This is a genomic window from Actinacidiphila sp. bgisy145 (assembly GCF_057708125.1).
The window spans coordinates 158,467-180,652 of sequence record NZ_JBYIRL010000003.1 but is presented as its reverse complement, the minus strand read 5'-3'; the positions used below and the strand labels follow the sequence as shown (position 1 = coordinate 180,652).

Sequence of the window (22,186 nt, the reverse complement as noted above, 5' to 3'; positions counted from 1 at the left end):
GCGGCGCGCACGACGCCGACACGTTCGGCACGCACCAGGGCGGCCGGGCGGCGCCACACCCCGAACCGCTGCTCCAGGCGGTCGAGGTGCGCAAGGCGTACGGACCGACCGCGGCACTCGAAGGGGCGGACCTGACCATCCGCGCCGGCGAGGTCGTCGCGGTGATGGGCCCGTCCGGGTCCGGCAAGTCCACGCTGCTGCACTGCCTGGCCGGCATCGTGCGGCCCGACTCCGGGCAGGTCCGCTACCGCGGGCAGGAGCTTTCGGCGATGACCGACGGCGAGCGCAGCGCCCTGCGCCGCACCGACTTCGGCTTCGTCTTCCAGTTCGGCCAGCTCGTCCCCGAGCTGACCTGCCTGGAGAACGTGGCGATGCCGATGCGGCTGGGCGGCGTCAAGCGCCGCATCGCCGAGCGGAAGGCCGCCGAGTGGCTGGAGCGGCTGGAGGTCGCCGACGTCGCCGCCAAGCGGCCCGGCGAGGTCTCCGGCGGGCAGGGCCAGCGGGTCGCGGTGGCACGCGCCCTGGTCGACGACCCGCGGGTCGTCTTCGCCGACGAGCCGACCGGCGCGCTGGACTCGCTCAACGGCGAGCGCGTGATGCGGCTGCTCACCGACGCGGCCCACGACACGGGCGCGGCCGTCGTCCTGGTCACCCACGAACCGCGGGTGGCCGCCTACTCCGACCGGGAAGTCGTCGTGCGGGACGGGAAGTCGCGCGACATGGAACGGGCGTCATGAGTACGCGGGAGACGGCCGCGCAAGTCGAGCCGTTCGCCGGGTTCGACGCGACCGGCGGCGGGCCCCGCCGCCCGGCGTCCGGCGGCGGACCGGCCGAGCGCTCGGCGGACGTGCGGACCTGGCTGCGCGACCTCGCGCTCGGCGCGCGCTTCGCCCTCGGCGGCGGGCGGGAGGGCTGGACCCGCACCCTGCTCACCGCGGTGGGCGTGGGGCTCGGCGTCGCCCTGCTGCTGCTGACCGCGGCGGTCCCGGCGATGGTCCACACCCACAGCCAGAAGGAGTACGCCCGGGAGAGCGCGAGCAACAGTTACGTCGCCCACCCCAGCGACCACACCCTGCTGTGGGCGAACGCCGACACGACCTACCACGAACACGACATCACCGGCTACCGGCTCCAGCGCGAGGGGGCGAAGGCGCAGCTCCCGCCGGGCCTGGACGCCTGGCCCGCCCCCGGCGAGATGGTGGTCTCCCCGGCGCTGAAGAAGCTGCTGGCCTCCGCGCCGCTGCTGCGCGAGCGCCTGGACCACCAGGTCACCGGCACCATCGGGAAGGCCGGACTCGTCGGCCCGGCCGACCTGTACTACTACGTCGGCAGCGACCAGCTGGTGGCCCGCGACGCCCAGTACGTGCACGGCAACGCCGACCGGATCACGGGCTTCGGTGCCCGCGACACCTCCGAGGACCTGGGCGCGCCGCTCGAACTGCTGCTGGTCATCGTGCTGGTGGTGCTCCTGCTGCCGGTCGCGGTGTTCATCGGCACCGCGGTCCGGCTCGGCGGCGAGCGCCGGGACCGGCGGCTGGCCGCGCTGCGGCTGGTGGGCGCCGACATCCGCATGACCCGGCGGATCGCGGCCGGCGAGGCCCTGCTCGGCGCGCTGCTCGGGCTGGCCGTCGGCGCCGCGCTCTTCCTGGGCGGGCGGCAACTCGCGGCGCACATCAGCGTGGTGTCGGTCTCGGCCTTCCCCTCGGACCTGACGCCGAACCCGGCGCTGACGGTGCTGATCGTGCTCGCCGTGCCGTTCGCGTCGATAGCGGTGACCCTGGCCAGTCTGCGCGGCACCGCGATCGAGCCGCTGGGCGTCGTACGCCAGGCGCTGGGCCGGCGGCGCCGGCTGTGGTGGCGGCTGCTGCTGCCCGCGGCCGGACTGGCGCTGCTGGCCCCGCTCTTCGGCAAGATCCACAACGGCTCGGGGATCAACGAGTACCAGGTCGCCGCCGGCGCCGTCCTGCTGCTCTTCGGGGTGACCGCGGTGCTGCCGTGGGCGGTGGAGGCCACCGTGGGGCGGCTGAGCGGCGGCCCGCTGTCCTGGCAACTGGCCACCCGCAGGCTCCAGCTGAGCAGCAGCGCCTCCGCCCGGATGGTGAGCGGGGTGACCATCGCGGTGGCCGGCGCGATAGCTCTGCAGATGCTCTTCAACGGCGTCAGCGACGACTACGTCAGCAGCACCGGCGCCGACACCCAGCGCGCCCAGGCGGTCGTGGACGGCCGGGTGGAGAACATCGCCCGGCTGAACGCCGACGCGAAGTCCGTCGCGGCGGCCCAGGGCGTCGCGCAGGTCTACGGCTACGGGGAGGTCCAGGCGACCCGCCCGGACGCGAGCAGCCTGCCCGGGCGCGCGGGCACGCAGTACACCGAACTGCCGGTCGACGTCGGCGACTGCGCCGCGCTGCGGCAGATGGCGCGGATCACCGCCTGCCGGCCCGGCAGCGTCTTCCTGGTGCCGGCGGACTCCGACAGCTATGCGGACGACGGCTACCAGCGCTATCTGCGGCCCGGCGCGAAGGTCGACCTCAACGCACCGGTCGGCGACACCTACACCGGCATTCCCCGGCTGTGGCAGATCCCGGCCACCGCCGTCCGCGCCGGCAGCCGGGCGGACGCGACGGGCTCTCACGCCTGGGGCGTACTGGCCACCCCGGAGGCGGTCAGCGGCGCGCCGCTCGGCGAGCTGGACGCGCGGCTGTCGGTGGTGCTCGACCCGCACCAGCCCGACGCGATCGAGCACGCACGCAACGCCGTGGCCCGGCTCGGCATCGACATGGACATCTACACCCTCTACGACACCCGGACGAAGGAGAGCTTCCTCCAGATCCGCCGCGGGCTGTTCGCGGGTGCGGCCTTCACGATGGCGCTCATCGGCGCCGGGCTGCTGGTGACGATGCTGGAGCAGTTGCGCGAGCGCAAGAAGCTGCTGGCGGTGCTGGTCGCCTTCGGCACCAGGCGCTCGGTGCTGGGCTGGTCGGTGCTGTGGCAGACCGCGGTGCCGGTGGTGCTCGGGCTGCTGCTGGCCGTCGCGGGCGGCATCGGGCTCGGGGCTGCGCTGCTCGCCATGGTGCAGCGGCCCTTCCAGATGGACTGGGCCGGGGTCGGCACGATGGCCGGGGTCGGGGCGGCGGTCATCCTCGCGGTGACCCTGCTGAGCATGCCGCCGCTGTGGCGGCTGATGCGGGCGGACGGGCTGCGCACGGAGTAGGAGCCCGGCAACGCCCGCGGGGACCCGCACTCCTGAAAGGGTGTGGGTCCCCGCGGGCGTTCCGATACGGCGAGGGCGGTGCGGCGCGGCTACTCCACGCCGTCCTCGACCGGTTCGCGCGGCTCGGCCGCCGCGTCCTCGGCCTGGGGCCCGGCGGGAGCCGCTGGAGCCGCAGCAGCCGCAGCGGCCTCGCCCGCCGCTCCCGCGCCGCCGTCCGCGGCGGGGGCGGGGGCCGGGCCGGTGGCCGCCGCCGGAGCCGCCGCCGGAGCCGGTGGAGCCTGCCCGGCGGGCGCGGCCACCGTCTCGGCCACCGGACCGGTTACTGGACCGGCCGTCGTGGCGCCGGACTTGGCCCGCGCCCGCAGCACACCGACGACCGTGTTGCTCACCGCGACCAGCGGCACCGCGCTGACCGCGCCGCCGATCCCGGCGATCAGCGAACCGGCCGCCACCGACAGCACCACCGCGAGCGGATGGACCCGCACCGCGCGGCCGAGGATGAACGGCTGGAGCACGTGCCCCTCGATCTGCTGCACCGCCAGCACCACCGCCAGCACCATCAGCGCGGTGAATGGCCCCTGCGTGACGAGCGCGACGACCACCGCCACCGCACCCGAGGCGACCGCGCCGACCAGCGGCACGAACGACGACAGGAAGATGACCACCGCCAGCGGCACCGCCATCGGCACCCCGAGGAAGAAGATCCCGATGCCGATGCAGATCGCGTCGATCAGCGCCACGATCACGGTGCCGCGCACGTACAGCGTCAGGGTCCGCCAGGCGCGCGGGCCGGCCTCGGCGAGCCCGGCCCGGGCGTCGGTCGGGAAGAGCCGCAGCACCCAGTTCCAGATGTTCGGCCCGTCGTAGAGCAGGAACAGGGTGCTGAACATCGCCAGCAGCACGCCGGTCAGGAACTCCACGATGACCGTGACGCCCTGCAGCCCCGCGTCCGTGAGCTGCTTGCTGTTGTGCCCGATGGCGTTGCTGAGGTTGTTGGCGACCTGGTTGATCTGGTCGTCGGTGACGTGGAAGGGGCTGTTGAGCAGCCACTTCTTCCCCTGGTCGATACCGTCCTGGAGGCTGGAGGACAGGTTGTCGACGTTGTCCATCACCTGCCACACCACGAACCAGCCGACCAGCCCCATGACGACGAAGCCGCCGATGAAGACCATCGCGGTGGCCAGCCCCCGCGGCACCCCGGAGCGTTTCAGCCGGGCCACGAACGGTTGGAGCAGCGCGGTGATCAGCAGCGCCGCCACGAACGCGAGCACCACCAGCCGGACCGCGCCGATCACCCGCATCAGCACCCACACGGTGCCGGCCAGTACCAGCAGCCGCCAGCCGATCTCGGCGGCGACCCGCATGCTCCACGGCACCACCGCGACCGGGTCCGGCACCGGCTGCGGCGCGGCGGCCTGTGCCGGGACGGCCGGCTCGGGCGCCGCGGGCGCCGCAGGAGCCGGGGCCGCCACGGGCGGCGCCGCCTGTACCGCGGCGGATTCGGTACGGTCCGGCGCGGGTTGCGCGGGCACGCCAGAGGGGGCCGTGGTGTTCACGGCCCCCTGGTGCTCCGCGTCGCGCGCGGAAACAGTGGCGTGTCTCTGATCCAGCCGCCCGGCGAGATTCGCCAAACCGGACGCGAGTGTCGCGCTCCAGTGGCGTTTGTCCGGCATCGCTGCTCTCCCCCTCGGCCCGTCGGCCGTCTGTGGCACTGCTGTGGGAGACGACGTTACCCGGGACAAGGTTGATCCGGCCGCGCGAGTGGCCGGATCGGGCGGGGTGCGCGCCGGACCCCGGTCCGGCGCCGCATCCTAGTAGTAGTGGTTGACCTGCCAGAACTGCCAGGCGTCACACGGACTGCCGTAGCGGCTGTTCATGTAGTTCAGGCCCCACTTTATCTGCGTGGCCGGGTTCGTCCGCCAGTCCGCGCCGGCCGAGGCCATCTTGGAACCGGGCAGCGCCTGCACGAGGCCGTAGGCGCCGCTGGACGCGTTGGTCGCGGTGTAGTCCCAACCGCTCTCGCGCGTCACGATGTTGGAGAAGCACATGTACTGGCCGCTGCCGACGATCTGCTTCGCCATCGCCTGCACCTGCGCGGTGCTGTACGAAGCCTGGACCGAGAAGCTCGCGCTCGGATCGCCCTTGCCGGCCTCCGCCTTGAGCTGGGCCGCCTTGGCCGCCGCGGCGTCGTCCGCCTTCTTCTTCTTGGCGGCGTCCTTCGCGGCCTGGACGCGGGCCGCCTGCTCCGCGGACTGCCTGGCCGAGGCGTCTGCCGCGTCGGACTGAGCCTGTACCTGCTCCGTCAACGACGCCTGCTGCACCTGCTGGCCGGCGGGGATGTCCGCGAGGAGGGTCGTCGTGCCCGCGGCTTCGACCGGCTGTTCGGCAGTGCCGTGGCCCTGGTCTGCACCCGACGCGACGCCGACCACGGCGCCCACAGTGGTGACCGCAGTGGCAGATGCCACCGCGAGTCCCCGGACCGAGATCCGGCTCACACGGTTTCCTTCCGGAATCGCCCGCTTGGTGACCGCACGGACGGAATCGTGCCCCTGGCGCGGTCCCCCTGGGCCGGTCCGCCGTACGGGCCGGGCGGTCACGGGGGTACTGGCCCGGTGCGAAGTCCCTTGCGGGGTCCGCGTGGTGCTCGGGCGGCTCATGGCGTCGATGTGGACTTGTGAGTGACGCGTTCCCGATCCCCGAGGGGTGACGGGAGTGCCATGAGCGGGGCCTGACAGCCTCACACCCTGCCGTACTCCGACGCCGTGCGGCAATTTCCGGTTGAGTGGCAAACTTCACATGCTGCGGAAGGAGGTAATTCCCTGCGTCCGCACCGCCCGAACGCTAAGCTGCTGCGCCCGGTTTACCCGGACGCAGCAGCATCAACTCACCTGATTATCGGACAGATACGGCGATTGCTCAGCTGCCGGCGTCCTCCAGCATCTCGGTGACGAGCGCCGCGATCGGCGACCGCTCGGACCGGCTGAGCGTCACATGCGCGAAGAGCGGATGGCCCTTCAGCTTCTCCACCACCGCGACCACGCCGTCGTACCGCCCCACGCGGAGGTTGTCGCGCTGGGCCACGTCATGGGTGAGCACCACCCGCGAGCCGGCCCCGATCCGGGACAGCACCGTCAACAGGACGTTCCGCTCCAGGGACTGGGCCTCGTCCACGATCACGAACGCGTCGTGCAGCGAACGGCCCCGGATGTGGGTCAGCGGCAGCACCTCCAGCATGCCGCGCGCCACCACCTCCTCGATGACCTCTTTCGACGTCACCGCCGCGAGGGTGTCGAAGACCGCCTGGGCCCACGGGCTCATCTTCTCCGCCTCGCTGCCCGGCAGGTAGCCCAACTCCTGCCCGCCGACCGCGTACAGCGGGCGGAAGACCATCACCTTGCGGTGCTGGCGGCGCTCCAGGACCGCCTCCAGACCCGCGCACAGCGCCAGCGCGGACTTGCCGGTGCCGGCCCGCCCGCCCATCGACACGATGCCCACCTCCGGGTCCAGCAGCAGGTCCAGCGCGATCCGCTGCTCGGCGCTGCGCCCGTGGATGCCGAACGCGTCGCGGTCGCCGCGCACCAGCCGCACCCGGCCGTCCGCGGTGACCCGGCCCAGCGCCTTGCCGCGCTCGGACTGGAGCACCAGGCCGGTGTGCACCGGCAGTTCCGCCGCCTCGGGCAGGTCGACGACCTCCTGCGCGAAGAGGGTGTCCACGTCCTCGGCGCCGACCTGGAGCTCCTCCATCCCGGTCCAGCCGGAGGTGATGGCGAGTTCCGCGCGGTACTCCTCGGCGAGCAGCCCGACCGAGGACGCCTTGACCCGCAACGGCAGGTCCTTGGAGACGACGGTCACGTCGTACCCCTCGGCCTGGAGGTTGCGGGCGACGGCGAGGATGCGCGAGTCGTTGTCACCGAGCCGGAAGCCCGCGGGCAGCACCCCGGGGTCCGAGTGGTTGAGCTCGACCCGGAGCGTGCCGCCGAAGTCGCCGATCGGGATCGGCGCGTCCAGCCGGCCGTACCTGATCCGGAACTCGTCGAGCGTGCGCAACGCCTGGCGGGCGAAGTAGCCGAGTTCCGGGTGGTGGCGCTTGGCCTCCAGTTCCGTCACCACCACGAGCGGCAGCACGACCTCGTGCTCCTCGAAGCGGGTGAAGGCGCCTGGGTCGGCGAGCAGCACGCTGGTGTCGAGTACGTATGTGCGCCGGTCGTGATCACGGCGGTTCTTGCTGGTCACCACGTGTGGACGAACCCCCTCGGGAGAGGTGAGTCTTGCGGTCCGGCAACCAGGACCCGGATGCCGGTCTGCCAGTGATATGCCCTGGAACAGCCGCGCGCATGCGGATGCATACGACAGTCACCCGACGGTCATCGCTCCGCCACGCAGCGCTCACCGCGCCCTACCGGGTCGCTCAGGCCCCGTAGCGGCGGTGCCGGGCGGCGTAGTCGCGCAGCGCCCGGAGGAAGTCGACCTTCCGGAAAGCGGGCCAGAAGACCTCGCAGAAGTAGTACTCCGAGTGGGCGCTCTGCCACAGCATGAAACCGGACAACCGCTGCTCACCGGAGGTGCGGATCACCAGGTCCGGGTCGGGCTGACCGCGGGTGTAGAGGTGCTCGGCGATGTGCTCGACGTCGAGGATCCCGGCCAGGTCCTCGATGGAGGTGCCGCGCCCGGCGTGCTCGTGCAGCAGCGAGCGGACCGCGTCGGCGATCTCCTGCCGGCCGCCGTAGCCGACCGCGACGTTGACCAGGATGCCCTCCTGGCCGTCGGTGGCCTGCTCGGCCTCCTTCAGCACGCTCTGGGTGTGCGCCGGCAGCAGGTCCATGGTGCCCACGTGGTGCACCCGCCAGCGCCCGGCCGCGGCCAGCTCGGTGACGGCGTCCTCGATGATGCCCAGCAGCGGCACCAGCTGGTCGGCCGGCCGGTCCAGGTTGTCGGTGGACAGCAGCCACAGCGTGACCACCTCGACACCGGTCTCCTCGCACCAGCCCAGCATCTCGGCGATCTTGTCCGCGCCGGCCCGGTGGCCCTGCTCCGGGCTGCCGCCGGACGCCTTCGCCCACCGCCGGTTGCCGTCCAGGATCACACCGATGTGCTTGGGGGCCTGCGACACGTCGATCCGGCGTTCCACCCGGCGGGAGTACAGCCCGTACACCAGGTCGCGCAGATTCATCGCGTACCAGCCCCTCATGTGCTCGTCGCCCGCGCGGCCACACTACTGCGCGAACAGCCGTACGCACGAACCGGGTCGAGCGGCCGCGGGCCCGCTTGCGCACCGGTTCGACGGCCGCGAACGGGAGAAGCTTCAACCACTCGTGATAAGCAGAGGCGGTGAACATCAGAAACCTCTACCGCGCCGCCGACGAGCGCTACGACACGATGGAGTACCGCCGCACCGGCCGCAGCGGCCTGAAGCTCCCGGCGGTCTCGCTGGGCCTGTGGCACAACTTCGGCGACGACCGCACCCTGGACTCGCAGCGCGCGATCCTGCGCCGCGCGTTCGACCTCGGGGTCACCCACTTCGACCTCGCCAACAACTACGGCCCGCCCTACGGCGCCGCCGAGGCGAACTTCGGCACCCTCTTCGCGCAGGACTTCCGCCCCTACCGCGACGAGCTGGTCATCTCCACCAAGGCCGGCTACGACATGTGGCCAGGACCCTACGGCGAGTGGGGCTCCCGCAAGTACCTGCTCGCCTCGCTCGACCAGTCGCTGTCCCGGATGGGCCTGGACTACGTCGACATCTTCTACTCCCACCGCTTCGACCCGGAGACCCCGCTCGAGGAGACGATGGGCGCGCTGGCCACCGCGGTCCAGCAGGGCAAGGCGCTGTACGTCGGCATCTCCTCCTACGGCCCGGAGCGGACCCGCGAGGCCGCCCGCATCCTGCGCGAGCTGGGCGTGCCGGCGCTGATCCACCAGCCGTCCTACTCGATGATCAACCGCTGGATCGAGGACGAGGGCCTGCTCGACGTCCTCGACGAGGAGGGCATGGGCTGCATCGGCTTCGTGCCGCTGGCGCAGGGCCTGCTCACCGACCGCTACCTCGGCGGCATCCCGTCCGACTCGCGGGCCGCCCAGGGCAAGTCGCTCGACCCCGAGCTGGTCAACGACGAGACGGTCACCCGGCTGCGCGCCCTCAACGACGTCGCCGCCGCCCGCGGCCAGTCCCTGGCGCAGCTCGCCCTGTCCTGGGTGCTGCGGGACCCGCGGGTCACCTCGGCGCTGATCGGCGCCTCGTCCGTCGCGCAGCTCGAGGCGAACGTCGCCGCCGTCGGCGCGGCGCCGCTGACCGCGGAGGAGCTGGCCGAGATCGACCGCCACGCGGTGGAGCCGGCCGGCGTGAACCTGTGGAGCGTCAGCAGCGACGCCTGAGCACCGGCCGCCCGGGTGCACCCAGTGCGGGGGCACCCGGGCGGGGCATCCGGGCGGGCGGGGCATCCGGGCGGCCGTCCGGCGGCGGTCAGGCCAGCAGGACCGCTGCCAGGGTGCCGGCGAGCATGAAGGGGCCGAAGGGCATCGCGGTCTTGCGGGTGGCGCGGCGGGCGGCGATGAGGCCGAGCCCCACCACGGCGCCGAGCAGGAAACCGGCGAAGGTGCCGGTCACCACGGCCCCCCAGCCGTACCAGCCCAGGACCAGCCCGAGGGTCGGGGCGAGCTTCACGTCGCCGAACCCCATGCCGGCCGGGTTGACGAAGAACAGCACCGCGTACAGCCCGCCCAGGACGGCGGCGGCGATCAGCGCCCGGGTCCAGGAGCCCTGCGCGGACGGCAGCAGGGCGGCGCCCCCGAGCAGCAGCGCGGTGAGGCCGAGCGCGGGCAGCGTGAGGACGTCGGGCAGCCGGCGGACGGCCAGGTCGACCCGCGTGAGAACGCCCCCGACGGGCACCAGCAGCAGCCACACCGCGAGTTCGGGGTGCCCGCCCACCCGCCAGGCCAGCGCCGCGCACACCAGCGCGCAGCCGAGCGCGGCGCCGTACCCGGGGCCGTACCGCCGCTGCCCCTGCGGGCACCGCGGGCAGCGGGCCGGGCCGAGCCAGCCCCCGACGGGATGCGCGTCCACCGGGCACAGCGCCGCCCAGGGCTCACCGGCGGGGACCGCCAACCGGTAGGCGGCACGCGGCAGGAGCAGCAGCCCGCTCGCTATTCCCCAGACGGCGGCGCCCGCGATCAGATAGACATGCACCGGGCCGACCGTACACGGGCGGCCGCGCCGTGAGGGAGGAACGGGTCATGCGCCGACGCTGGCGGGACGGCGAGGGGGCGCTGCGCACACCCACCGGCGAGGTGCCGCTGCACGTCGCCGCCTCCTACCGCGCCCGCACCCGGGGCCTGTTGGGCCGCAGCGGGATCGACGGCGCGCTGCTGCTCACCCCCGCGTCCAGCATCCACACCGTGCGGATGCGGTTCGCCATCGACGTGGCCTACCTCGACCGGCGGCTGCGGGTGCTCGCGGTGCGCACCATGCCGCCCGGCCGGCTGGGCCGCCCCCGGCTGCGGGCCCGGCACGTGCTGGAGGCGGAGGCGGGCGCGTTCGCCCGGTGGGGTGTGGCGAAGGGCGTCACCCTGGACGTACGGGACTGACGCCGGCTCGGGCGGCGCCGGGGTGGTGCGGAGCACGGTGCCGGCGCCGGTACGGGCGCGGCGTGCCGCGGTGCCGCACGGAAAACGGGCCGGTTCGCAGGGGGGGGAGCGCGAACCGGCCCGAGGGGGGGACTTGAACCGTACCGCGCCGGCGCCGTCCGCCGCGGTACGACACGCCGGGCTACGACGCCGCGGGTGGGGTGAAGGTGATCTCCACCCGGCGGTTCTCGCGGCGGCCGGCCTCGGTCGAGTTGTCGGCGATCGGGTACTGCTCGCCGTAGCCGCGGACCTGGAAGGTGTGGTTCGGGTCGCCGAGCGTGGCGAGCTGCGCGGCGAGCACGTTGTACACGGCGGTGGCCCGCTGCTTGGACAGCACGTCGCCGTGCGTGCTGCTGCCCAGGTTGTCGGTGAAGCCGAAGACCCGGATGGCCGAGGTGACGTGCTGCGCGTTGATGTCGCCGGCGATCGCCTGGATGCGGGACGTCGCGGTCGCCGAGAGCTTCGCGCTGTCCTTGGTGAACAGCACTTCGGACTGCAGGGCGTACGTCACCGTCGTGTTCGACGTCTCCTGCCGCTCCTCGGGCTGGCTGGCGGAGACCGAGCCCTGGTCGGTGACCGAGACGATGTCGAGGACCTTCGGCGGGGCGAGGGTTGCGCCCGCCTGGAGTTTCAGGTCAGGTGACTTCGGGTCGACCTGCACGGGCGGGGTGGCGGTGGTGTCGCCCGCGGTGGGCGGCGGGGTGGAGTCCGCGGCCGCGGGGGTGGCGGGGGCGGCGCACACGAGGATCAGGGCGGCCGCGGAGGCGCCGATCACGGCGGCGGCCCGGCGGGGGCGCGGCCCGGGGAGGGGGTAGGGCTGGGGGTGGGGACGCGGGTGGGGTGTGCGGGTCACGGCGGGGTCACCCCTCGGAGATGGAGATCTTGGCGGGGGGCATGGTGGGCAGTTCGAACTCGACGGAGGTGGTCGACTCCGGGGGGGAGGGGAACTGGGCGAAGAAGGGGCGGGTCTCCTGGGGCTGGATGCTCAGCAGCTTCATCGTGCACAGGCACCTGCCCTCGGTGTCCCTGAGGACGTAGTAGCGCTTCTTGCCGGCCTCGTCGACGAGCACCGCTCCGGCGACAGACGCGCCGGAAGCGCCGAGGGCTGTCTCATTGCCGACCCAGTCGTTGGCGTCGAACTCCGCCGTGCCGTCGTTGGTGATCTCCCCCTCCACGGTGACGAAGCCTCCGGAGTCGCGCACCGCGGAGTTGATGGTCACCTCGATGCCCTTCTCCCCCTTGATCTGGGCGAGCACCTGACTCGGGGTCGCGGACGGCGATGTCGCGCCCGTACTGGCCGGGGCGCTCGGCGAACCGCCGCCCGACGAGCTGGGTTTGGCATCGCTCTTCTGGCCGCCCCCGCCTCCGCAGCCCGCCAGCGACACGACGGCGAGGGCCGCGCATGCCACCGCGGTCGTCGCCCTGCGCCCGTACCTCATCGCTCCCCATTCCCTCACTGCTCGTCCTGCGGTGACTTGGCCAGGTGGACGGAGTAGAAGTCCGACAGGTCCAGTGTGAAGTCGCCCGCCTTCGGGTCGATGGCGAGCTCGCTGCCGTCACAGGTGAACCGGAGGATCTTCCCGTCCTTCGCGCCGAAGCTGCACCGGGGTTCGACCACGGCGGTCGCGGTCGCCTTCGCATGGGTGTCCTCGGTGCCGTCGATCACCGAACTGCCCACGGTGCTCTTCGTGATGACGGTGACGGTGTAGCCGGGCTTGTCGGCCAGCGAGTCGCACGTGGCCACCGTAGCGTCGTTGGCGTCCGCGTAGTCCGAGGCGGCGCCGCAGGCGGCCGCGTCGTCCACGCTCGCGCTTTCGAGCAGGCGGGCCAGCGCGGCGACGTCGTCGCCCTTCAAGGCGGCGAGGAAAGCGGCCTGGACGTCGTCGCGGTTCTCGCGGGCCGCCGCCAGCGCTGCCGAGTCCGCCGCCGTCTGGGCGCTGTTGCGGGTCACCGCCGCTTGGCCGACGGCGAAGTAGGCGAAGGCCAGGAAGAACAGCGCGCCGATGGCGACGATGTAGAGGCCGACCGTCTGGCCGCTGTCGTCGCCGAGCCGCCTTACTTGCCGCTGCCGCTGGTGATCTTGCCGATGGTGTTCGTGATGGCGTCCTTGATCTTCGTGCCGATGTCCGTCGTGCCCGCCAGGACTCCGATGATCACGGCGATCACCACCGCGATGCCGAGGTATTCGAAGGAGGTCTGGCCGCGGTCCGAGCGGGTCGCCGTGCGGGTGGCCAGGCGGGTGGTCAGCCGGTCCGTGCGGGTGCGGAGCCATACCTCGGCGTCCGTGTAGTGCTGGAGAACCCACCTGTTCATTGCTCGCCCCATTCCTGATCACCTGGCTCCTGGTCACGGCGGCCGGTTCCGGCCGGCCGGTTTCGTCGGGCACGGCGCACCGCCCTTCGCTGCTCCTGCCGCTCACAGCGGGCGCGTTCGCGCCCGCAGAGCCAGCATGACGCGAACTCACGCTGTGTCGTACCCCGTTCACGCAAAACAACCGGCTCACCCACCCCCGAAGAGGTCACCGAAGTGAATCTGCGAACCGATGATCGTGCCCGAGATGAGCAGGATCATGGTGGCCGGGACGAGCAGGATCGTGATGACCCCGGTCGCGCGCGGCACCATCCGCGCCGCGCGGCGGCGGGCGTTCTGCGCCTCGGTGCGGCGCATGTCGGTGGCGATCTGAAGCAGCGTGCGCGCGATCGGCGCGCCCAGCTCCTCCCCCTGCTGGAGTGCCGTGACGAACTGCCCCACCTGGTCGCTGCGGTTGCGCTTGCGCAGCTGGTCGAAGGCGTCCCGGCGGCTGACCCCGACGTCCATCTGCCGCAGCGCCACCCGGATCTCGTCCGACCAGGGGCCCTGGTACACGGAGTTGACCCGCTCCAGGGCCTGGCGGAAGCCGAGCCCGGCGCTGACCACGACCGCGAGCACGTCGAGGAAGTCCGGCAGGGTGCGCTCGATGTCGTCGCGGCGCCGCCGCACCGCCAGCCAGATCCCCAGGTCCGCCCACCACCAGGCGTACGCGAGCAGCAGCAGTGCGAGGAACCAGTTGCCGCGGGTGAGCAGCGCCAGCGCGGCGACGCCGCCGAGGAAGCCGTAGACCGCGCGGCGGGCGGCGTAGCGCTCCACGGTGAGGCCGTAGGGGTGGCCGGCGTGGTCGATCCGGGCGCGCATCTTCGCGATCCGGGCCGGGCCCATCATGCGCAGCACCATCGGCGCCCAGCGCATGCCGACCCGGTCGATGGCGTTGCCGGTGCGGGTGGTCCGGGTGCGGCCGACCTCCAGGGCGAGCGCGAGGTCGTCGGGGAGCTTGGCGTCCGCGCGCAGCAGGCCGATGCCGTGGACGACACCGGCGACGGCGGCGGCGAGGAGGACGGCGAGGCCGAGTCCGGTCAGGGTCATCGCGGCAGGCTCCTCACACGTCGATCCGGGACATCCGGCGGATGAGCGCGAACCCGACCACGTACAGCGCCAGGGCGACCAGTACGCAGATCCGGCCGATGCCCGAGCCGGTCATCGCGGCCAGCGAGCCGGGCATGATCCGGTTGAGCAGCAGCAGCGAGCCGACGCCGATCACCGGGACCGCGTAGGCGGTGACGGTGACCTGGGACATCTGGGTGCGGATCTCGCGGCGGGTCTCCTTGCGCTCCTCCAGGGTGACGGTGAGGTTGCGCAGGGACTCCACCAGGGAACCGCCGGCCCGGCTGGAGAGCACCAGCGTGGAGACCAGCACCACCAACTCGCGGCTGGGCAGCCGCTGCTGGAGCTCGCCGAGCGCGTCCTCCACGGAGTGGCCGAGCGCCATGGCGTCGGCGACCTGCTTCAACTCCTCGCCCGCGGGGGCCTCCAGCTCCTCCGCGGCCATGGAGACCGCGGTGCGCAGGGCCAGCCCGGCCTGGGTGGCGTTGGCCAGGACCCGGGCGAGTTCGGGGAGTTGGGCGATGAAGCGCTCGTTGCGCACCCGGCGCCGCCAGGTCAGGAAGGAGACGCCGGCCCAGCCGGCCAGCAGCGCGGCGATCGGCCCGAAGAACGGCGCGAGGAGCGTCGCGGCGACCACCCAGGCGGCGATGACGACACCGGCGACGGCGGCGGTGAACTGGCCGGGGGTGAGGTTGGTGCCGGTGGCGGCGAGCCGTCCGGCCAGCCGGCGGCCCCAGGCGTAGCGGCGCACCCGGCGGTCGAGCGCGGCGAACGCGGGCCGCCGGGCGGGGGCGTCGCCCTCTTCCCCGGCGAGGCGCTCGACCAGCGCGGCGCGGTCGGCGCGGCCGCCCCACCAGGCGTGCACGCCCCACACGCCGAGCGCGAGCGCGAGGGCGGCGGCGCCGAGCACGGCCAGCGGGTAGGGCCCGGAGGCGAACTGGGTGCCGGCGAGGAGGGTGCCGGCGAGGGAAGTTCCGGCGGCGAAGGGGCTGGTGGCGGTCACTTCGCCTCCCGGCTGTCGAGTTCGAGTGCGGTGGTGCCGACGCCGTAGGCGGCGGGGATGTGCTCACCGGACAGGTAGAGCCGCTCGCCGATCTCGCCGGGCAGCGGCCGGTGTTCGAACCAGCCGCGGACGATGCGGTCGACGCCGAGGGGTTCGGCGCGGAAGCGGGTGGCCGAGGTGAGCCGGAAGGTGTCGCGGCCGCGGGAGGACAGCACGGCGATCTCGGCGATCCGCCGGGTGCCGTCGACGTGCCGCTGGAGCTGGACCAGGACGTCCACCGCGGAGTTGATCTGGTCGCGCAGCGCCTCGAAGGGCACCTTGACCTCGCTCATGGAGGCCAGCGTCTGGAGGCGCAATACGGCGTCCTCGGCGGAGTTGGCGTGCACGGTGGCCAGCGAGCCGTCGTGGCCGGTGGACATCGCCTGGAGCATGTCGAGGGTCTCGCCGCCGCGGACCTCGCCGACGATGATCCGGTCCGGGCGCATGCGCAGGGAGTTGCGCACGAGGTCGCGGATGGTGATGCGGCCGTCGCCCTCGACGTTCGGCGGGCGCGACTCCAGCCGGATCACATGCTCCTGCTGGAGCTGGAGTTCGGCGGCGTCCTCGACGGTGATGATCCGCTCGCCGTCGGGGATCAGCCCGGACAGCGCGTTGAGCAGGGTGGTCTTTCCGGAGCCGGTGCCGCCGCTGACGATGATGTTGCACTTGGCGCGGACGAACGCGGACAGAAGGAGCAGCATGTGCTCGTCGAGGGTGCCCAGTTCGATGAGTTCCTGGAGCGTGTAGGCGCGCGGGAAGCGGCGGATGGTCAGCGTCGGGCCGGTCAGCGACAGCGGCGGGATGATGACGTTGACGCGCTCGCCGGACGGCAGGCGGGCGTCGACCATCGGATTGGACTCGTCCACGCGGCGGTTGACGGTGGAGACGATCCGCTCGATGGTCTGGAGGAGCTGGTCGGCGGAGGAGAAGCGGGCCGGGACGAGTTCGACCCGGCCGCCGCGCTCGACGTAGATCCGGTCCGGGCCGTTGACCATGATCTCGGTGACGGAGGGGTCCTCCAGCAGCGGTTCGAGGATGCCCAGGCCGAGGGCCTCGTCGACGACCCGGCGGATCAGCGCGGCGCGTTCGGCGCTGGACAGCACCGGGCCCTCGCGGCTGATGATGTGGCCGAGGACGCGCTCCAGGCGGGCGCGGCGCTCGGCGGCGGCCAGCGCGGACATCTCCGCGAGGTCGATCTCCTGGAGCAGCTTGGCCCGGTAGACGGCCACGAGGTGGCCCTCCTGGGTCTGCGGGGTGGCCTCTTCGACGGCGAGGCGGGCACGCAGGCTCATGGCGTCCAGTCCTCCTTCGGCATGGTCGCGTCGCGGTGCACCGGCCCGAACAGGTGGACCCCGGGCAGGACGGACGGGATGCTGACGGTGGCACGCGCGGTGATCTGCTCGGGGTTGTCCACCGGCCAGCTGATGTCGGGGTCGATCCAGCCGCTGACCGCGTCCTGGCCCGCCTGGGCTCCGGCGGTGGTGCCGCCCTGCGTGCCGTGCAGCGCGGCGGTGCGGGCGGCGGTGCGGGCCGCGGTGCCGGCCTGTGAGCCGCAGTAGGCGGCGATGCCGAGCTGGATGCCCGCGAGGGCGATGAGCAGGAGGAAGGGCAGCATGCCGAGGTATTCCAGCGACGCCTGACCGGCCGAGCGCCGCGCGGCGAGCCGCCCACCGGGCCGCCCGCCGAGCCGCCCGCCCCGGCTCCGCTCGGGACCGCCCCGGCGTCTCACGGGTTCACGCCCTGCGTGGCGGTCTCGTCGACCGTGGAGGCGTGCCCGTGCACGGTGACGGGGAAGTCGATGGCGCCCGGGAAGAGCACCGGCACCTTCAGCCCGAGGGAGACGGAGACCTGCCCGTCGGCGCGACCGACGTCCGGTCCCTGCATGCCGGAGGCCCACGCGCCCGGGAGGTCGTCGGCCGCGGCCGCGTGGAAGTCGGACCCGACGGCGGCGGCCCGGGCCGCCTGGTCGGCGGCGTTGCCCGCGAGGGTGAAGGTGTAGCCGGCCAGCACCGCCTGCCAGACGAGGATCAGCGTGATCAGGATGACCGGGGTCATGCCGAGCGTCTCCAGGGTGACCTGGCCGCGGTCCCGGTCGGCGCGGCGCAGCCGCTTCCCGCCGGACCGACCGGTCGGCGCCACCGCGGTGACCAGGCCCAACTCCCCGGCCAGCGACCAGATCCCGCCGCGGACGGCGGAGCGGCCGTCCAGGTCGTGCAGGCGTCCGGCGTCGATGACGGGCTGGAGTTCGCGGAAGCCGGCCGGGATCGCCGCCTCGGCGACCTTCGTGCCGGTGATCCGGCCGACCAGCGACGGCTGGATCTCGCTGCCGCGGGTGTAGCGGTTGACCGCGGTGGTGGTGTCCTGCGCCTTGCGGACCTGCAACCGGTCCCACATCCGCACCATCCGCTTGGCGGCGCGTACGGCGACGACGTCGGGGGTGGTGACCAACACGGCGGTGTCGGCGGTCTCGACGGCGACGGCGTTGGCGCTGGTGACCTGGGTGCCGCAGTCCACGACGACGACCTCGTACCGCTGCCGCAGGGCGGTCAGCACCAGGCGGGCGGCGCGGTCGGTGACCTCCTCGCCGCGCTCGCCCTCGGCGGGGGCGAGCAGCAGCGCGATCCCGGACTCGTGGACGTACATCGCGTCGTTCAGCACGCGGGAGGAGACGTCGGCGATGTCGGCCAGGTCGGCGACGGAGCGGCGGAACTGCACGTCCAGGTACGACGCGACGTCGCCGCCTTGCAGGTCGAGGTCGACCAGGGCGGTGGAGCGGCCCGACGCGTGGGCGGCCAGGGCGAGTTGGACGGCGGTGACGGTGGTGCCGACGCCGCCCTTGGCGCCGGCCACCGCGACCAGGGTGCCGCCGGTGACGGCGGGCAGCGCGGTCCGGCCGGGCGCGAGGTGGCGGCGCACCCCGTCCGCCCAGGCGGCCGCGGCCTCCACGCGGGCGCCCAACTCGTCGTAGGCCAGCGGCAGTCCGATCACGCCGCGGGCGCCGGAGTTCATCGCGGAGGCGAGCATCGACGGGCTGGGGTCGGCGGTGAGCAGCACCACGCCGACCGCGGGGAAGCGCAGCGCGATGTCCCGGACCAGGTCCAGGCCGGGCATCGGGCCGATCAGGTCGTGGACGACGACGACCTCGGGCAGCTCCTCGACGCCCGACTCGGCGGCGCGGGCGAGCGCGTCGAGCAGCGCGGTGGAACTGGGCAGGGCCGGCGCCGGTTCGGCGCCCGGGAGTTGGCCGAGCAGGCCGAGCAGCGCGCGGGCGGTGTCGGCGTCCGCTGTGCCGGCGAGGATGCGTACGGTCATCTCGGCCCTCCCCGGTCCGGCCGGCGCGCCGCCGTGCGGGGGCGGCCGGGGCGGCGGCCCGGAGCCGCGCCCGGCCTCATCGCCCGGCTCCCGCGGACGTGTCGCCGGAGAGCGTGTAGGTGCGGTCGCTGTCCGGGGGCGCCGCGGTGTCGCCGGGGGCGACCAGCGCGAGCCGGACATGCTCGGCGAACGACTCGGCGTACGCGACGCGTTGGGCGTCGGCGGCGTCGAGTGCGAAGGTGATCGGGACGCCCTCCTCGGACAGCCGCTGCGCGTCCTCGTTCTTGTCGAACGCCTTGATCTGGCCGACGTCCAGCACGGACGCGTTCGCCACGATGATCTTCGAGACGTCCGGGTCGGTGTCCTTGCGGCCGGCGAAGGTGGCGAAGATGTTCACCTTGGCGCCGGGGGTGATCTTGCCGGCCACCCCGGTCTCCGCGTCGATCATGATGGCGATCTCCATCTGCCCGGGCTTGAGTTCGGGCCGCGCGGCGACCATGTCGGACTCCAGCAGCGAGCCCTTCTTCAGCGCGACCGCGGCGATCTTCCCCTGGAGTGCGCCGAGGTCGCGTACCGCGGTGTCCGGCAGCCACCGCTTCGGCATGGATATCCGGCGCACCTTCGAGGAGTCCAGCGCGGTGTACGCGGGCACGTCGGCGGTCAGTTCGTACGCCGTCACCTTCTGGCCCACCTGGGTGCGGGCGTTGTCGACGACGGCGAGCACCCCGGCGAAGGCGGCGACCGCGCAGACCACGGAGACCACCAGGAGGACGACGCCACGGCGCTGACGTGAGTTCATGGGCGGGTGGACCTATCGCTTGTGGGGTTCGAGTTGGGGGCGGCGCGGCGTCTCCACGGCCCGGTCGGGCGGGCGGGCGGCGGCGTGCCGGGCGGGGGTGGTGCGCTCGCCGACCTTGGTGGCGCAGAACAGGCACTGGTCGCCGATGACTTCGAGCCCGCACCAGGTGCAGGTGTCGCGGCGCACCGAGGTGACGAGCTGGTAGAGCATGCCGACGTCGGCGATGTACGCGGTGAACTCGACCAGTCGCGAGGTGCCCCACCAGCGGGCGGAGTCGGCAGGCAGCGGCACCTCCCGCAGGGCCTGTGTCTGCCAGCCGGCGGCGAGCGGCCCGGCCACCCAGCCGGGGTCCAGGCCGCTGCCGGCCACCGCGAGCTGCGTGGCGTAGGAGGGACCGGGCGGCACGTGGGCCGCGTCGGCCTCGCCGAGGTAGGGCTCGGGGTGGGCGAGCACCGCGAAGTGCCGCCCGGGCACGAGGGACTTGACGTGGCTGCCGACGCCGACCGGCACCCGGTCCAGCTTGCTGACGGAGGCCAGCAGCGCGCCGGAGTGCAGGTAGTACGAGAGCAGGCGGGCGGCGCCGGCCAGCACGCCGGGGCCCAGGTCGGTGCCGGACAGCTGCCGCAGCTGCTCGCCGAGCAGGGTGCGGGCCAGCGGGGGCAGGGTCAGCGGCACGATGGCGATCCGGTCGCCCTCCAGCGCGGAGCGCACGGTGTGCATGCGGCGCCGGGCGGGGTCGTCCGCCTCGACGGGGGCGAGCGCGATCAGATGGCCGTGCGCGTCCAAGGCAGCGGAGGTGCGCACCACGTGCTCCTCCAGCGGCAGCGCGAGGTCGTCCGCGGTCACCGTGATGACGCTCGGCATGCGGCACCTCCCCATCTGCGGTGCGCCGGCCGGGTCGAGCGGGGGTCCGCCCGGCTGTACGCGGTGGTCAGCTTATCGACGTGTAGCAGGTTGAGCGCGGAAAGTCGCGGATCGGAAACCGTGAACGACCGGTGTCCACCAGGGGTCTTGACAACCTTATTGGTCTGGACCAACTTTCTCCCTATTACCTGTGTCCATGCCAACGATGGCCACCGGGTCACCCGCACACCCCACCACCCCCCAACTCCTTGCCCCCAGGAGGCAGTCGTGGAACGTGCATCGCGCGCGAATCAGCACCCAGCAAGCCATGCGAGGTCCGCGGCGACGTTGCGGCGCCGGCTGGTCGCCGGGCTCAGCGCCGCCGCCGTCATCGGCTCGGGCGTCGCACTCGTCACCCAGGGCGCCGCGTCCGCCGCCGACACCAACCTGGTCACCGACTCCGGCTTCGAGAGCGGGCTTTCGGGCTGGACGTGCAGCGCCGGCAGCGGCGCCGTCGTCACCAGCCCCGTGCACTCCGGGTCGAGCGCGCTCAAGGCCACCCCGACCGCGAGCGACACCGGGCAGTGCACGCAGACGATCAGCGTGCAGCCCAACTCCTCCTACACCCTCAGCGCTTGGGTGCAGGGGTCGTACGTCTACCTCGGCGCGACCGGCACCGGCGGCACCGACCCGTCCACCTGGACCCCGAGCGCCTCCTCCTACAGCCAGCTCAGCGTCAAGTTCACCACCGGCGCGAGCACCACCTCGGTGACCGTCTACACCCACGGCTGGTACGCCCAACCCGCCTACTACGCCGACGACGTGACCCTGACCGGCCCGGGCGGTACCGCGACCACCCCGCCGACCACGCCCCCCACCACTCCCCCGACGACCCCGCCCACCACTCCCCCGACCACACCTCCCACCACGCCGCCGACGAACCCGCCGGCCACCGACGTCCCCGCACACGCGGTGACCGGCTACTGGCAGGACTTCGACAACGGCGCGGCCGTGCAGACCCTGGCGCAGGTGCAGAACCAGTACGACATCATCGCCGTGGCCTTCGCCACCGCCACCACCACGCCCGGCGCGGTCACCTTCTCCCTGGACCCGGCGCTGAACTACAGCGACGCCCAGTTCAAGGCGGACATCGCGGCCAAGCAGGCGGCGGGCAAGAAGGTGGTGATCTCCGTCGGCGGGCAGAACGGCACCATCTCGGTGCGCGACTCGGCCTCGGCGACGAACTTCGCCGACAGCGTCTACAGCCTCATGCAGACCTACGGCTTCAACGGCGTGGACATCGACCTGGAGAACGGGATCGACTCCACCTACATGTCGCAGGCGCTGCGCGACCTCAGCGCGAAGGCCGGTTCCGGCCTGATCATCACGATGGCGCCGCAGACCATCGACATGCTCTCGGCCTCCAGTGACTACCTGGCCACCGCGCTGAAGATCAAGGACATCCTGACGGTCGTCAACACCCAGTACTACAACAGCGGTTCGATGAACGGCTGCGACGGCGGCGTCTACAGCCAGGGCAGCGTGGACTTCATCACCACGCTGGCCTGCACCGCGATCCAGGCCGGGCTGGACCCGTCCCAGGTCGGCATCGGCACCCCGGCCTCCAGCAGCGCGGCCGGCTCCGGCTACGTCTCCCCGACGGTGGTCGACAACGCGCTCGACTGCCTGGCCAGCGGCACCAACTGCGGCACCTTCCACCCCTCGGCCAAGTGGCCCACCATCCGCGGCGCCATGACCTGGTCCACGAACTGGGACGCGTCCAACGGGAACTCCTGGTCGAACACGGTCGGCGCGCACGTCCACGCGATGCCGTAGCCGGCACCAACCGGCAGGAGAAGAGCAGGAGAAGAAAGGGAGCGTCCCCCGGCCGGGGGGCGCTCCCTTCGTGTGCCGCCCTGCCAGGGGCGGCGGTTCGGCCCAG

At 72.9% G+C, this 22,186-nt stretch carries 20 protein-coding genes and 1 pseudogene; 5 read left to right on the top strand and 16 right to left on the bottom strand.

What is annotated here, in order from left to right:
• The first annotated feature begins 68 nt into the window (after positions 1 to 68).
• Positions 69 to 737: an ABC transporter ATP-binding protein gene (locus AC3ERT_RS04590; RefSeq protein ID WP_435125551.1), complete on the top strand. Its 669-nt coding sequence runs from the start codon at positions 69 to 71 to the stop codon at positions 735 to 737.
• Positions 734 to 3,211 (top strand): ABC transporter permease, encoded by a 2,478-nt coding sequence (locus tag AC3ERT_RS04585; RefSeq protein ID WP_435172782.1) that lies wholly within the window; start codon positions 734 to 736, stop codon positions 3,209 to 3,211. Before AC3ERT_RS04590 ends, AC3ERT_RS04585 begins: the two co-directional genes overlap by 4 nt.
• A gap of 89 nt (positions 3,212 to 3,300) precedes the next feature.
• Here the strand turns inward: AC3ERT_RS04585 and AC3ERT_RS04580 are convergent, their stop codons facing one another.
• From AC3ERT_RS04580 to AC3ERT_RS04565, 4 genes are all read right to left on the bottom strand, one after another.
• Positions 3,301 to 4,884, bottom strand: coding sequence for an AI-2E family transporter (locus AC3ERT_RS04580; RefSeq protein WP_435172780.1), 1,584 nt, complete (start codon positions 4,882 to 4,884; stop codon positions 3,301 to 3,303).
• 138 nt (positions 4,885 to 5,022) lie between these two features.
• Positions 5,023 to 5,706 carry an aggregation-promoting factor C-terminal-like domain-containing protein gene (locus AC3ERT_RS04575; protein ID WP_435124700.1) on the bottom strand — a complete coding sequence of 228 codons (684 nt, stop codon included), beginning with the start codon at positions 5,704 to 5,706 and terminating at the stop codon, positions 5,023 to 5,025.
• A gap of 421 nt (positions 5,707 to 6,127) precedes the next feature.
• Positions 6,128 to 7,447 (bottom strand): RNA 5'-3' helicase PhoH2, encoded by a 1,320-nt coding sequence (gene phoH2 / locus AC3ERT_RS04570; protein ID WP_335980758.1) that lies wholly within the window; start codon positions 7,445 to 7,447, stop codon positions 6,128 to 6,130.
• Between the two features lie 172 nt (positions 7,448 to 7,619).
• Positions 7,620 to 8,381 carry an isoprenyl transferase gene (locus AC3ERT_RS04565; RefSeq protein WP_335980760.1) on the bottom strand — a complete coding sequence of 254 codons (762 nt, stop codon included), beginning with the start codon at positions 8,379 to 8,381 and terminating at the stop codon, positions 7,620 to 7,622.
• A 158-nt stretch (positions 8,382 to 8,539) separates the two neighbouring features.
• Between AC3ERT_RS04565 and mgrA the strand changes: the two genes are divergently transcribed.
• Complete coding sequence (mgrA, locus tag AC3ERT_RS04560) at positions 8,540 to 9,583, top strand: L-glyceraldehyde 3-phosphate reductase (RefSeq protein ID WP_435172778.1); 1,044 nt, start codon at positions 8,540 to 8,542, stop codon at positions 9,581 to 9,583.
• An 88-nt stretch (positions 9,584 to 9,671) separates the two neighbouring features.
• Here mgrA and AC3ERT_RS04555 read toward each other — a convergent pair whose 3' ends face one another.
• On the bottom strand, positions 9,672 to 10,394 hold the full coding sequence (locus tag AC3ERT_RS04555; RefSeq protein ID WP_435172776.1) for a prepilin peptidase: 723 nt from the start codon (positions 10,392 to 10,394) through the stop codon (positions 9,672 to 9,674).
• Between the two features lie 47 nt (positions 10,395 to 10,441).
• Between AC3ERT_RS04555 and AC3ERT_RS04550 the strand changes: the two genes are divergently transcribed.
• Positions 10,442 to 10,792, top strand: coding sequence for a DUF192 domain-containing protein (locus AC3ERT_RS04550; protein ID WP_435172775.1), 351 nt, complete (start codon positions 10,442 to 10,444; stop codon positions 10,790 to 10,792).
• A 181-nt stretch (positions 10,793 to 10,973) separates the two neighbouring features.
• Here AC3ERT_RS04550 and AC3ERT_RS04545 read toward each other — a convergent pair whose 3' ends face one another.
• From AC3ERT_RS04545 to AC3ERT_RS04495, 11 genes and pseudogenes are all read right to left on the bottom strand, one after another.
• Positions 10,974 to 11,684, bottom strand: a complete 711-nt coding sequence (locus AC3ERT_RS04545; RefSeq protein ID WP_435172773.1) for an OmpA family protein — start codon at positions 11,682 to 11,684, stop codon at positions 10,974 to 10,976.
• A gap of 7 nt (positions 11,685 to 11,691) precedes the next feature.
• Entirely contained in the window at positions 11,692 to 12,270 is a 579-nt protein-coding gene (locus tag AC3ERT_RS04540; protein ID WP_435172771.1) for a hypothetical protein, read from the bottom strand.
• A 14-nt stretch (positions 12,271 to 12,284) separates the two neighbouring features.
• A pseudogene (locus AC3ERT_RS04535) lies at positions 12,285 to 12,854 on the bottom strand (pilus assembly protein TadG-related protein); the annotation flags it as partial.
• Positions 12,855 to 12,886: 32 nt separating this feature from the next.
• Positions 12,887 to 13,144 carry a hypothetical protein gene (locus AC3ERT_RS04530; protein ID WP_435172769.1) on the bottom strand — a complete coding sequence of 86 codons (258 nt, stop codon included), beginning with the start codon at positions 13,142 to 13,144 and terminating at the stop codon, positions 12,887 to 12,889.
• Between the two features lie 186 nt (positions 13,145 to 13,330).
• Positions 13,331 to 14,230, bottom strand: coding sequence for a DUF5936 domain-containing protein (locus AC3ERT_RS04525; protein ID WP_335980766.1), 900 nt, complete (start codon positions 14,228 to 14,230; stop codon positions 13,331 to 13,333).
• Between the two features lie 13 nt (positions 14,231 to 14,243).
• On the bottom strand, positions 14,244 to 15,164 hold the full coding sequence (locus AC3ERT_RS04520) for a type II secretion system F family protein (protein WP_435172858.1): 921 nt from the start codon (positions 15,162 to 15,164) through the stop codon (positions 14,244 to 14,246).
• An 83-nt stretch (positions 15,165 to 15,247) separates the two neighbouring features.
• Entirely contained in the window at positions 15,248 to 16,582 is a 1,335-nt protein-coding gene (locus tag AC3ERT_RS04515; RefSeq protein WP_435172767.1) for a TadA family conjugal transfer-associated ATPase, read from the bottom strand.
• A complete protein-coding gene (locus tag AC3ERT_RS04510; protein ID WP_435172765.1) occupies positions 16,579 to 17,019 on the bottom strand; it encodes a TadE/TadG family type IV pilus assembly protein in 441 nt (146 codons plus the stop codon). Before AC3ERT_RS04510 ends, AC3ERT_RS04515 begins: the two co-directional genes overlap by 4 nt.
• Positions 17,016 to 18,602: a CpaE/TadZ family protein gene (locus AC3ERT_RS04505; protein ID WP_435172764.1), complete on the bottom strand. Its 1,587-nt coding sequence runs from the start codon at positions 18,600 to 18,602 to the stop codon at positions 17,016 to 17,018. The genes AC3ERT_RS04510 and AC3ERT_RS04505 overlap by 4 nt, the downstream gene beginning before the upstream one ends.
• A 76-nt stretch (positions 18,603 to 18,678) precedes the next feature.
• Complete coding sequence (gene cpaB / locus AC3ERT_RS04500; protein WP_435172762.1) at positions 18,679 to 19,401, bottom strand: Flp pilus assembly protein CpaB; 723 nt, start codon at positions 19,399 to 19,401, stop codon at positions 18,679 to 18,681.
• 12 nt (positions 19,402 to 19,413) lie between these two features.
• Positions 19,414 to 20,265: a hypothetical protein gene (locus AC3ERT_RS04495; protein ID WP_435172760.1), complete on the bottom strand. Its 852-nt coding sequence runs from the start codon at positions 20,263 to 20,265 to the stop codon at positions 19,414 to 19,416.
• A gap of 267 nt (positions 20,266 to 20,532) precedes the next feature.
• Between AC3ERT_RS04495 and AC3ERT_RS04490 the strand changes: the two genes are divergently transcribed.
• Positions 20,533 to 22,080 (top strand): chitinase, encoded by a 1,548-nt coding sequence (locus tag AC3ERT_RS04490; protein ID WP_435172758.1) that lies wholly within the window; start codon positions 20,533 to 20,535, stop codon positions 22,078 to 22,080.
• Positions 22,081 to 22,186: the final 106 nt, after the last annotated feature.

What these genes read in the sequence shown, in the direction of transcription:
- AC3ERT_RS04505 (WP_435172764.1), bottom strand. Translation starts at nt 18,602, where the DNA reads ATGACCGTACGCATCCTCGCCGGCACAGCGGACGCCGACACCGCCCGC.
- AC3ERT_RS04580 (WP_435172780.1), bottom strand. Translation starts at nt 4,884, where the DNA reads ATGCCGGACAAACGCCACTGGAGCGCGACACTCGCGTCCGGTTTGGCG.
- AC3ERT_RS04495 (WP_435172760.1), bottom strand. Translation starts at nt 20,265, where the DNA reads ATGCCGAGCGTCATCACGGTGACCGCGGACGACCTCGCGCTGCCGCTG.
- cpaB (WP_435172762.1), bottom strand. Translation starts at nt 19,401, where the DNA reads ATGAACTCACGTCAGCGCCGTGGCGTCGTCCTCCTGGTGGTCTCCGTG.
- AC3ERT_RS04585 (WP_435172782.1), top strand. Translation starts at nt 734, where the DNA reads ATGAGTACGCGGGAGACGGCCGCGCAAGTCGAGCCGTTCGCCGGGTTC.
- AC3ERT_RS04565 (WP_335980760.1), bottom strand. Translation starts at nt 8,381, where the DNA reads ATGAATCTGCGCGACCTGGTGTACGGGCTGTACTCCCGCCGGGTGGAA.
- AC3ERT_RS04540 (WP_435172771.1), bottom strand. Translation starts at nt 12,270, where the DNA reads ATGAGGTACGGGCGCAGGGCGACGACCGCGGTGGCATGCGCGGCCCTC.
- AC3ERT_RS04515 (WP_435172767.1), bottom strand. Translation starts at nt 16,582, where the DNA reads ATGAGCCTGCGTGCCCGCCTCGCCGTCGAAGAGGCCACCCCGCAGACC.
- AC3ERT_RS04525 (WP_335980766.1), bottom strand. Translation starts at nt 14,230, where the DNA reads ATGACCCTGACCGGACTCGGCCTCGCCGTCCTCCTCGCCGCCGCCGTC.
- AC3ERT_RS04550 (WP_435172775.1), top strand. Translation starts at nt 10,442, where the DNA reads ATGCGCCGACGCTGGCGGGACGGCGAGGGGGCGCTGCGCACACCCACC.
- AC3ERT_RS04530 (WP_435172769.1), bottom strand. Translation starts at nt 13,144, where the DNA reads ATGAACAGGTGGGTTCTCCAGCACTACACGGACGCCGAGGTATGGCTC.